The following is an 11,868-nucleotide window of genomic DNA, read 5'->3' as shown; positions in this document are numbered from 1 at the left end:
CAAAACTTTTATCTGCGTTTTTCGTTTGCGTTGCTTTTGACTCGCAACAGTTAAATATGTTACCAACTTCTTTTGAACTTTGCAAGCTATTTTTTCAACTACTTTTTGTTCGCTTTATCAAGACAAAATAATTCTTTTAATAAAGATGAGTTGAATTTTGAGCGTAAAAAAAGACCATTATTCATCATTTATTGAATAATGATCATTTATTTACGAACTTTTGTGTTCGCTTAGCTAAAAAACTTTTTCTTTTTTAAATTAAAATCCCGTCACAGTGATCGATTTCGTGCTGAATAACTTCAGCCGTAAATTCAGTAAACCGCTGAGTATGCGTCTTCAACCTCATGTCTTGATACATAACAGTAATTTCGTGATAGCGTTGCGTATTCCGCTCGCCCAACAGTGATAAACAACCTTCGCGTGCTTGATATTCTCCTTGTTTAGCTACAATTTTGGGGTTGAGCATAACTACTGGCAGCTGCCCAAGGTAAAAAGCAATGATTCGCTTATTTTGCTTAATCATGTTTGCAGCTAACCCTGCAGCCAGACTTTTATTAGCCATTAATGTGTCGCGCAAATCGTCTGCAACTACTAAATCATTGCTCGTTGCTGCAGCCGCTTTGCGACTTAAAAAATTAGTGTCGCGCGTTATCTTACGTACTGTCATTATTATCGTACTTTCTATAATTGCTTTGTAAATCCAAAATAATTATATTGGCTTTTGTAAAAAAATCTGGCTTTTTTTACAAATGTTGCAAAAACTTAATCATTCTGATTAATCGTTTTAATATTGATAAATTAATATAGTAGTATAAAGTTAATCAGTAGATAAATATGTTTCGTAAAGTCAAATTATTTTTAGTTGCTACGATGTTGGCAACTCCTTTTGTGTCAACGGTTCATCCACAACAATCAGTTCAAGCTGCAACTAGCAGTCAAAAACAAATGAATAGCTATGTAAGAAAAGTAATGTCGCAATACCACCTGCGGGGTGCCATTTTAACTGTAAAAAATGGTCAGGTTGTCTCATCAAGTTTAGGCTATGGCTGGTACGGTCGGCGCATCGGAGCGGGCAACAGCAAAGTCCTCTATCCGGCTGCCTCACTTCAAAAACTTGTTACTGGAGCCATGATTGTACAATTAATAAATGAAAAATGGCACACTAAACAACGCTTTACGCAAAACACCAAAATTTCACGTTGGTATCCTCACCTCAAGGGAGCTAAAAAAATTACGGTAGGCGAGCTGTTAACTCACACCTCCGGAATTTTATCCTATGGTTCGGAAACTAATCGCTGGAGTTATCCGAGTGAAAGCCAAGCAATCGATTGGACTATTAATCAAGTCAACAGCCACGCATTAGGAAAACGCGGAGTCTTTTACTACACTAATGAAAATTATGTACTGCTAGCTGGAATTATTAGAAAGCTTACCGGAAAGAGCTACCTTAGCAATTTTAATACTAGGATCGTCAATAAGCTGCGTTTAAAGCACACCTATATTTATAGTTCCATCCCTCGCAGCAAGTTTGTGGCAATTTCGTACGCTTATTACCATAAGCATAATTATCAAAAAGCTGAATCATTGGCCAAATCCGTTCCCTACCAAATCCCCGGAGCAGGAAATATGGTTACAACGCCAAGCGACTATTACAAGATTTTACTCGCGACGGCCAATGGCAAAATTTTGAATTCTGCTGATTTCCACTACCTCACTCATCTAAAGAGCCGCGTAACAACTTACTCTGGCGGTGTCTATGTCAAACGAGGCGGCAGCGTAATGACTGCTTACGGCCACTTATCCAACACCCACTTAACCAATTGGATGCAGTTTACCAGCGATCGCAAGAACGGCATCATCATGTTCCTTAACCAGACAACCGATAATAAGGAAAAAGTAAAAGCGGCCGGCTACAAGATTTTAAACCACATCAAAGCTAATACTTTCTCGGCTGAATAAAACAGCAAAAGATACGCAAGAAAATTCCTGCGTATCTTTTTAGTCTGCAAATAACAGCTCATACATCTCATTGGTAAGCGGCGTCTGCAAAAGCAAGTCCATCCCTACTGCTGGTCGTTTCTTTTTGCCAAGCAGCTCTTCTTTGGCACTACCCGGTACAACTTGCGCCGTACCCAGATAATAGAAATCTTTTTTGCTGGCATCGCTGCGTTTAACAAATACTTCCAGTCGCATATCGGGTTTCAGCAGCCGTTTTACTTCATCAGAATCTAAATGGCGTGGCGAGCGCGTATACCAGCGCAAACTGCGACCATCAGCTAATTGATTATTGTAGATAGCATTGCGTTTTTGGGTATCCTGCTTTTTATAGGTGATAAAAATAGGACACACGTCATCCCCCACCCGGTAGCCATACATTGGCGCACTGACATCTAAGGGCCAATTAAGCAGGCGGCAGACATCTTCGCGATCATATTTCCGGTACAAAGTAAATTGCCGACTCTGATCATAATCCCGGCTCAGTGCTAGGCCAGTGGCAAGTACATCATCAAATAACGTTTTAAAGTCGTGATCCTGCAGACTGGCAGTCAAAGACGCCGCTAATTGATATTGACCGGCATGAAATTCGATTAAGCGCTTATCGCCATATTGGGCTCGGCGGGTAGTTTTCCCGGTTTTTACCTCAAAAAAGCTTAAACCTAAAATCCAGTCGACTGATTGCAAAACGTCCTCGTTGCAATATGCCCCGTGCTTTTCTAAGGCAATTTTGTATTCAGCTTGCGAAACTGCTCCCTGCTCTAGCATTTTTAGCAGCAGCAATTCGTGTAGCCGTTTACCTTTAAGCAACTCCTTGGTCATAAAAGTCAAAACCTGATCTTCATAAGCTGTCAGCTGAAGCGGTTCGCCCATTTTTTGTAAAAAATGACCATAATTTGGCAGCTTCAAATCAGCAAACACTTGTGGCGCCACTGAGCCAAACCGGTTGAAATCAGCTAATAGCGGCATCCGTCCTAACTGCTGATGCAATTGGCGATAAGCTGCCCGCAGATTAGCTAAACTATCTAGCTTGACTTTTTCTAGCGAACCCAGAATCCGCTCACTGGCAACCTTGGTGAAATTGATGGTCGAAAGTCCCGCAAAAGTCGGCAACTTTGTTTCCCTTTCGGCCTGGTCCCGATCACGGCTGTTGTCTTGATTTAAAGCCAGCGGAATCAAATAGTTATTCTTATAGTTGCCGATAAAATCAATCACGGTTAGATATTCTTTACCGGGATATTTACGCAAGCCCCGCCCTAACTGCTGGGTGAAAACAATGTTTGATTGGGTATTGCGCAGCATAACTACTTGGTTGAGGCTGGGAACATCGATCCCTTCGTTAAACAAATCAACCGTGACCAGATATTCCAATTTTCCCTGTTCCAAATCAGCCACTGCCGTTTGCCGGACAGCCTCGCTATCGGTGTTGGTTAAAGCTTGGGCAGGGTGATGACGCTGGGTAAAAGCAGCTGCTAATTTTCGCGCTTCCTCCTGTCGGCTGCAGTATACCAGCCCGCGCGGTCGCTTGCCGCACCAGCCGTAATAATCCAATTCCTTTAGGATATAATCAACTCGCTGATCGGTTGTCAAATAGCGCAAATCAGAAGTCTCATCAATCACCTGGCCATCTGCTTCATAGTCTGCCACTCCAACATAGTGAAACGGTGTCAGCATATCTGCTTCCAAGGCTTCACGCAAACGAATTTCATAGGCCAAATTGTAATCAAACAAGCCATAAACATCCTGCTGATCCATCCGATCCGGTGTTGCCGTCATCCCTAACCAGAATTGCGGTTTAAAGTGCGCAAAAATCCGCTGATAACTTGGAGCAGCTGCACGGTGAGCCTCATCGATCAAAATATAGTCGTAATGGTCCTTATCGAGCTGGTCTAAGACTTCTTTTTGACTAACCGTCTGTACTGTTGCAAAAGTGTACTTAGCTGTAAAATTACGCTCATGCCCTGTCAGCATCCCATAATCCTGTTTATCGCCACCAAGCACTTTTTGAAAACTGAGCATGGCCTTTTTAGCGATCTGTTCCCGGTGCACCAAATATAAAAAGCGTTTAGGCTGGTAGGCCTTAACGGCAAAAGCACCTAGATACGTTTTTCCCGTTCCCGTCGCTGAAATTACCAGCCCGCGCTTTTTCCCTGATGCAACCAGCTGCTGCAATTCTTTCAAAGCCGCTTGCTGCATCTTATTTGGCTTAATTTGCCCAGTCTTTTTAACTACGCCTAAACGGCTAGTCGGCTTAATCCAGCTAGCAGCATATTGGTCAATCCAGTCCCTAGTCAGAGGCTGGGACTTTTGGGCTAAGCGCTGGAGCTCAGTTCCAACTTCTTCAGCTAAATGAGCATTTTGCCGACTGGTTATTTTTAAAGCCCACTCATAATTTTCCAAAAGCGCCGAGCGGGTAAAGTTGGCACTGCCGATTACAATTGTCGCAGCATCGCCATGATCAAACCAATAACCCTTGGCATGAAATTTCCCCGAAGCAAGCCGAACTTCCAGGTTAGGAATTTTCATTAATTCGCGAAAAACCTGCGGATTGTTGAAACCCAGATAGTCGCCTGTGATTAAAGTCCCACTAACTCCCTGATCAGCCAGGTCGGCCAGCACGGCTTTCAGCGGCACCAACATATCCTGAGTAATAAATGCTACCGCCCAGATAAAATGATCAGCAGTCAAAAGTTCTTGCCGCAAAACCGGCCAAATTCGCTCATGACCGCGATTAGCCAACAGCTGCGGCCCCAGCATTTCGTGCCCTGGGTAATTTTGACTGATTAAACCGTTTAAAACCGCATCTTCTAAGGCGTTGCTCATAGATCAATTTCCAACAAAATTGGGCAGTGATCAGCTCGTTTACCAGTGTCCAGCATTTCTGAACGCTGCAGTTTGCTGTCCAAACGGTTGCTAGTCAGCCAGTAGTCAATTCTCCAGCCGGAGTTGTTGGCCTTGGCAGTGCGCACCCGCTGTGCCCACCATGAGTAGACGCCTTCAACATTGCCATGCAATTTTCTAAAAGTATCAGTAAAACCGGCATCCAGCAATTGGGTAAAACCAGCCCGTTCTTCATCAGTAAAGCCGGCTGAATGGTGGTTATTCTCTGGATGTTTCAGGTCAATTTCAGTATGGGCACAGTTATAGTCCCCGCTTGCTAAAACGGGCTTCTTCTCATCTAGTTCGTGCAAATATTCACGGTATTTTTCATCCCAAACCTGCCGATCAGCTAGTCGCTTCAAGCCATTACCGGCATTTGGCGTGTAAACTTGCGTAACAAAAAATTCTGGGAATTCTAAAGTAATAATTCTTCCCTCGTCATCCATCGTATCCGGTGCCCCAATTTTAGGCTCAGAAACTTTGGGTGCCAATTCTTTCAAATACAGGTACATGGTCCCGGCATAGCCCTTGCGCGCCGGTTCTTCAGATGAGCGCCAAACATAGTCGTACTCAGGAAACAGCTCATTCAAAATTTCCTTATGCTTCTTAGTCGGACCGGTTGGCCGCAATTTGGTTTCTTGAATCGCCAAAATGTCAGGACGCTGGTAGTGAATTTGTTCTAGCACCTTCCGCGTTTCTTGTGCTCTGGCAGAATCACTAGTCAAAGCAGCATTTAATGAATCAATATTCCATGAAATTAGCAGCATAATTTTCTCCTTAAATCTTTTTCTACATTTTAAGCTACAAAATTATAAAATTTCAAAAAAAAACGATGTCTTTTGTGTTTAGTTGAGCAAAGTCAAGTGTATAATAAGAGTCGGTCATATTATTATTGTACGGAGGTTGTATTTATGACAAAGATTTTTGCTTACGCAATTCGTAAGGACGAAGAACCATTCTTAAACGAATGGAAAGACGCCCACAAGGATGTTGAAGTTGAATTCACTGACAAGCTTTTGACTCCTGAAACTGCTAAGTTAGCTAAGGGTGCTGACGGTGTTGTTGTTTACCAACAATTAGACTACACTGCAGAAACTTTGCAAGCATTGGCAGACGCTGGCGTAACTAAGATGTCTTTACGTAACGTTGGTGTTGACAACATCGACATGGCTAAGGCTAAGGAATTAGGTTTCCAAATCACTAACGTACCAGTTTACTCACCAGACGCTATCGCAGAACACGCTGCTATCCAAGCTGCACGTGTATTGCGTCAAGACAAGCGGATGGACGAAAAGATGGCTAAGCGTGACTTGCGTTGGGCACCAACTATCGGTCGTGAAGTTCGTGACCAAGTTGTTGGTGTTGTAGGTACTGGTCACATTGGTCAAGTATTTATGCAAATCATGGAAGGCTTTGGCGCTAAGGTTATTGCTTACGACATCTTCCACAACCCTGAACTTGAAAAGAAGGGTTACTACGTAGACAGCTTGGACGACTTGTACAAGCGAGCTGACGTTATCTCACTTCACGTACCAGACGTTCCAGCTAACGTTCACATGATCAACGATGACTCAATCAAGGAAATGAAGGACGGCGTTGTAATCGTTAACGTATCACGTGGTCCATTAGTTGACACTGATGCCGTTATCCGTGGTCTTGACTCAGGCAAGGTCTTTGGTTTTGTAATGGACACTTACGAAGGCGAAGTTGGTGTATTTAACGAAGACTGGGAAGGCAAAGAATTCCCAGACGCACGTTTGGCAGACTTAATCGACCGTCCAAACGTTTTGGTAACTCCACACACCGCCTTCTACACTACTCACGCTGTACGTAACATGGTTGTTAAGGCATTTGACAACAACTACGCTATGGTTGAAGGCAAGGAACCTGAAACTCCAGTTAAGTTAGGTTAATTCCGAAACTTATAGATAAAAAGAGGATGCAGCAGCATCCTCTTTTTTTGCGCTCAATGTCATTACTTTTCCGTTAGCGGATCAACAAACCTGCAAAAGCTATACTTGCCGTCTTGATAATCCATTTCTATCATGCAGCAATTAGTCAGATGCTGGAATTTTTCATGCGGAAAGGTCGCGCGGAAGAAAGTAGCCATAATTCCCCCATGAGAAACCAGCAAAATCTTATCATTTGGACCAGCAGCTTGGGCAATTTTTTCAACAGTACCGGTAATCCGCTTGATTAATTCGGCTTCGCTTTCACCGCCATATTGTACCCAAAAATCACCATACGGCGGCTTGGGATTAAAACGCTCGGTCTCGCCCTCTACCCGGCCAAAGTAGCATTCCTTCAGTCCCTTTAATCTGGTATAAGGCAAATCCGTCACTAATTCCAAGGTATCGCTGGCCCGTTCTGCAGTTGAGCAATAAGCTTGGTCAAAAGTAATAGCATGGCTTTTGAAATAATTCCCAGCCTGCTTAGCTTGGGCTATTCCTTCTGGCGTCAGCGGTGAATCGCACCAGCCTTGAATCTTTTTATAGCGATTAAAATATGTTTCACCATGGCGCATTAAATATAATTTGGTCATATATTGATCATTCCTTCTGTAAAATATCCATAGGTAATTATAGCTTATTGTGTAAGGGGTTTCTTTGATTTGGTAAATAAAAAAGCCCGCTTTACAAAGCTGCAAAACCGGCTCTTCCTGCTATTATTCTACTTTTCATCTGCGTGAACATCATAAGCACCAAGCAAGCGTTCTGCCACACCCGGAGCGTCTGGATCGTGCATCCCCTTACCCTTATCCAATGCTTCAATTTGAGCCAATTCTGCTTGAGTCAGCTCGAAGCCAAAGATGTCGATATTGCTCTTCATCCGTTCTTCATGAGTACTCTTAGGGAAAACAATTGCTCCTTCTTGATTTTCAAATCGCAAAATAATTTGGCCAACATTCTTGTGATACTTTTCAGCCAAATTCACCAATACTGGTTCCTGCAGCAAATCATGGTTGCCGCTGCCTAACGGGCTCCATGCTTCCAACTTGACTTGATCTTTTGCCATTAACTTGCGTAATTCCTTTTGTTGGAAATATGGGTTAAATTCCACTTGGTTTACAGCTGGCATCACCTTAAAATCAGGTACATATTTCTGCCATAACTTAGGTGACATGTTTGACACGCCAATCGACTTAAGCAAGCCGTCCGCTTGGGCTTCTTCCAAAGCCCGCCATGCTCCTGGAACATCTCCGTATGGTTGGTGAATTAAGTATAGATCGATATAATCCAGCCCCAGCTTATTGAGTGAAGATTGAATACCCTTTTTGGCTAATTCGTAAGAGTTGTCCTGCAGCCATAATTTACTGGTTACAAAAATTTCCTTGCGATCAATCCCGCTATCGCGGATAGCTTTACCAACTTCAGCTTCATTAAAGTAAGCAGCTGCCGTGTCAAAATGCCGATAGCCAATTGCCAAAGCTTCTTTAACAGTTTGATAAGTTGAGCCATCGTTGGGGATGCGAAAAACTCCGAATCCAACTGCTGGAATAGTATTGCCGTCGTTTAATTTAATTCTTTCCATTCTTCCTATCCTTTCGCTTTTGCAATCTATTTTTCGTTGATGATTATTATCTTAAACGAAAGGTGTGCGAGAGAAAATTGCCGAATAAACAAGGAAGTATGCATCATGGGTATGGTGAAGCTTCCACTTCCTTCATCTTAATAGCGTTGTTCACGGGCTATATACTTGGCAACTAGAAAATTAAGGCTTAACAATCTGAGCCAAAAGGAGTACACTTTTCGCGACTCTTCATTTTTATCCAATTCTACTGCGCCTAATTGCTTCGTTAACCAGCTTATACTGATGATCCCCTACCTGCAGTTGGTATTGATCTTTTTGCAATAGGTCTCCATACAATATTGCATAAATAGTTCCCGCATGTGAGGCTAAGGTAATGTAATTAGCCTTAAACGGCATAGCATTAATTTCCTGAAGCAGAGCAGCGATTGATTTAACTTCCCCAATGTAATTTGGTGAGATGTTTTTATGATTCCATCGCTTGGCTACTTGAGCCAAAAAGTCTAAATTCTTTCCCTGATGATTAAATAAGCAATAGCGATAATCAACTCCGCTTTTATAAAAATCAACCCAATTCTGATACCTCGTAGAAAAATCATCCAAGGTATCATTTTTTCGTACTTCAAATGGGACAGTCGCATGGATATCCCCAATTACTGACTCAGCAGAAAAGCCAGCAAAGTCTCGCAAATTTAGTGCTATTTCACCTGTTACCTGTTCCCAGCCTTGGTCAATCATTATCGCTTGGCTCAACAAGAATAGACTAAGCTGATAAACTTCATCAGTTGTGCCAGTATTTGCAGCAAATTTAATTACATGGAGCCGAGACTCATCCCGTTTCAACGCTAAATTTCCTTGAGCTTTCGGCAAATAATTCAAAGCTGTCCTCAGATCAGTTTGCTGATTAACTTGATCAACCCACGCCATAAAATTCTGATAGGAACTAGTTGGAACATCAGCTATCGACAGTTCCTTACGATAAAGCTGCGCAATAATCTGCTCTAGTTTCCCAGCTGATGATGCATCCAAAGTATGATGCGAAAAGACCAACTCCAGTTCCTGCTTAGCCGGATTTACCAGTCCTAAATAAATTGGATCTCCACTTTTACGGTATAATATCTGTCCCAGTTCTACTTCTGAAAAAGAACGCTCCGTTGCATAAATAATTGGATCAGCTTGTTTCAGCCGTTTAAAATATAAATTATCGCCCTCACTAAACCAGGCAAACTGCAACAAATCAACTTTTTTACTCAGCTCTTTCAGCAAACGATGCAGCTTATATATTGTCACGCCATCAACCTGTTTAAGAGCAATTTTTAGTTGAGTAAATGATTTCTTGCGCTGACGAAACAAGCTCTGTTGGCTAGAAGAAGCAGTAATTCTTTCGGGAAAACAACTGTGGTCCAGCTTTTGCAGCTGGTATTGCAAATTGATTATTTCTGCCTGCTCTACTTGACCGGTCATTTGCTGCTTGAGCTGATCCTGCTGTAAATAAGCGGCTAATTGACCTAACGTTTTTAACCCCGCCACTTGACTATCCGAAATTTCCAGTTCAAATTCTTCTTCCACATCGATCAAGAAACGAACAAATTCCAATGAGTCTAAATCTTCTATTTTCTGAACCTGATATTTACTCAACAAGTATTGCAATTTTTCAATTGTCTCAGTTCCTTTGGAAGCATTCTTTCTGGTATAAAATTTATCAATCATCTGCTTGGTATCAAACTTGCGATTATAGTTATACAAAAACTCGGTAGCATGTACTACGATCGGATTAAGATACTTTGGTAATGCTTGCTTTATTTCTTTAGCCTTATCGGTTTTACTTAGATAAAAAACATAAATTCTACCATGATAATATTTACATACAGCAGCTTGAACTCCTGGCACTTTTCCGCCAACTGCTTCAACTTCACCTAATTCAACTCGAATACCATTGACCTGTACTTGGTCATCTTGACGTTCCAAAAAAATTAATTCACCATTATCCGCCCGCATAACGTTGTCGCCCGTAGCATAATACCGCTGGCCAGCAATAATCTTAAAACTGGCCCTATCCTTAACTGGATCCAACACATAACCAGCAGTTACTCCTTTACCCGATATATAAAGTTCTCCTTTGTTGTTATTTTTCGGTAGTAAATAATTCACTCCCGGCAGCGGGCGACCAATTGGGACATATTTTTCTTCATTACCAGAAACTTCATGACAAAATGCATATACAGTTGTTTCAGTTGGCCCATACAAGTTGTACACGTTGCATCCGCTGGCAATTGCATGCTGCAGTTTCTGGGCTAATGATGCGGGAAAGGCTTCACCCGCAACCATCAAGTGCGTTAAATTATCAAATACTGCTTCTCCAGCAATCTGGACTAAAACCTCAGCAAACGATGGCGATAGCGACAAATGCGTAATTTGCTTATTGCGGAGCATTGCTGGAATCATCCGAATACTCTCAGATTTCGACGGACTGGCAGGTAAACAAACTAACTTTGCACCAGCAACTGCCGGAGCAAGTATTTCGGTTAAAGAAACATCAAAGGAATATGGCGTTGAAAACAAGAAACTGGTATTTTGATCAACACCAATCAAGGGATAAACAACTGATAGAATCCATTCAATATTTGCCGGTGTAAGAAAGACTTTCTTAGGTACTCCCGTACTGCCAGAAGTCGACAAAATATAAGCATATTTCGCTGACTGCTTAGTTTGATATGAAGTTGCAATTTCAGAATTTAGCTGATCGATTCTTACCGCAGCATCAGCCGCAAAATCGGTTACTAAGTTGCTGAAGCTGACTTCTTTAACTCGGTCTAGCGCTCCAGCCAGTGGCAATGCTGAAACCAATGGCATTGGTGTTCTACCAGATTTCCAAATACCTAAGACCGTCGATAAAACGTAACAAGTATCTTGTAAATAGTAAGGTACGATTTCTTGAGCGCCTTGTCGATCTAACTGCAAAGCTAAGTGATTTGCCAGATTTTCAACCTGGACAAATGTAAAGCTGCCCGTTTGCGCCTGAACTGCAATCTTATTTGGATATACGGCTAAAGTTTCTTCGAATTTATCAAGTACAAGCATTAAATTATCACCTTTCTGTCTTATATTTTTCCCCATTCCAATGTAATAACGAATAAATAAGACCAACACTAGATATTAAGTAGGCAAGACTACCTTCTACAGACAAAATAACTGAATTGCGTGGAATTTTACCATGTAAAATTTGAACAATTTTTATAGAAAGCCAGTATCTTATACTAGTGCAAGCGAAATATTCTATGCCAAAGATTATGGCAAAAAGCCAATGTCTATAAGTTAACAAAATTAAAAAGAAGCAAATATAAATTATTGGTCGCCGATTGTAAAATCAAATTGAACACTTTAGAAAAATAAAAAAGTCCATTTGGACCTGTTTGATAGAATGTTAATGACCACAAAAACATCTATTGGAGGTCACAAATGGAC

At 41.8% G+C, this 11,868-nt stretch carries 8 protein-coding genes; 2 read left to right on the top strand and 6 right to left on the bottom strand.

Features of this window, described 5'->3' with window-relative positions:
- Positions 1 to 253: 253 nt before the first annotated feature.
- Complete coding sequence (locus tag KI210_RS08430) at positions 254 to 667, bottom strand: peptide deformylase (protein WP_212781445.1); 414 nt, start codon at positions 665 to 667, stop codon at positions 254 to 256.
- Positions 668 to 834: 167 nt separating this feature from the next.
- On the opposite strand from KI210_RS08430, the gene KI210_RS08425 reads away from it, so the two are divergent.
- Positions 835 to 1,959 carry a serine hydrolase domain-containing protein gene (locus KI210_RS08425; protein WP_212781444.1) on the top strand — a complete coding sequence of 375 codons (1,125 nt, stop codon included), beginning with the start codon at positions 835 to 837 and terminating at the stop codon, positions 1,957 to 1,959.
- A gap of 39 nt (positions 1,960 to 1,998) precedes the next feature.
- Here the strand turns inward: KI210_RS08425 and KI210_RS08420 are convergent, their stop codons facing one another.
- Complete coding sequence (locus KI210_RS08420; RefSeq protein WP_212781443.1) at positions 1,999 to 4,818, bottom strand: DUF3427 domain-containing protein; 2,820 nt, start codon at positions 4,816 to 4,818, stop codon at positions 1,999 to 2,001.
- On the bottom strand, positions 4,815 to 5,642 hold the full coding sequence (locus tag KI210_RS08415; RefSeq protein ID WP_212781442.1) for an exodeoxyribonuclease III: 828 nt from the start codon (positions 5,640 to 5,642) through the stop codon (positions 4,815 to 4,817). Before KI210_RS08415 ends, KI210_RS08420 begins: the two co-directional genes overlap by 4 nt.
- Positions 5,643 to 5,786: 144 nt before the next feature.
- On the opposite strand from KI210_RS08415, the gene KI210_RS08410 reads away from it, so the two are divergent.
- Entirely contained in the window at positions 5,787 to 6,788 is a 1,002-nt protein-coding gene (locus KI210_RS08410; protein ID WP_212781441.1) for a D-2-hydroxyacid dehydrogenase, read from the top strand.
- A 62-nt stretch (positions 6,789 to 6,850) separates the two neighbouring features.
- Here the strand turns inward: KI210_RS08410 and KI210_RS08405 are convergent, their stop codons facing one another.
- The 3 genes from KI210_RS08405 to KI210_RS08395 form a co-directional block, all read right to left on the bottom strand.
- Positions 6,851 to 7,417 carry a histidine phosphatase family protein gene (locus tag KI210_RS08405; protein ID WP_212781440.1) on the bottom strand — a complete coding sequence of 189 codons (567 nt, stop codon included), beginning with the start codon at positions 7,415 to 7,417 and terminating at the stop codon, positions 6,851 to 6,853.
- Positions 7,418 to 7,545: 128 nt separating this feature from the next.
- On the bottom strand, positions 7,546 to 8,406 hold the full coding sequence (locus tag KI210_RS08400; protein WP_212781439.1) for an aldo/keto reductase: 861 nt from the start codon (positions 8,404 to 8,406) through the stop codon (positions 7,546 to 7,548).
- Positions 8,407 to 8,640: 234 nt separating this feature from the next.
- Positions 8,641 to 11,484, bottom strand: coding sequence for an AMP-binding protein (locus KI210_RS08395; RefSeq protein ID WP_212781438.1), 2,844 nt, complete (start codon positions 11,482 to 11,484; stop codon positions 8,641 to 8,643).
- Between the last annotated feature and the right edge of the window lie 384 nt (positions 11,485 to 11,868).

Origin of the sequence: Lactobacillus corticis, from assembly GCF_018327645.1 — a bacterium.
Lineage (GTDB): Bacteria > Bacillota > Bacilli > Lactobacillales > Lactobacillaceae > Lactobacillus > Lactobacillus corticis.
This window is presented reverse-complemented; position numbering and strand designations above follow the sequence as displayed.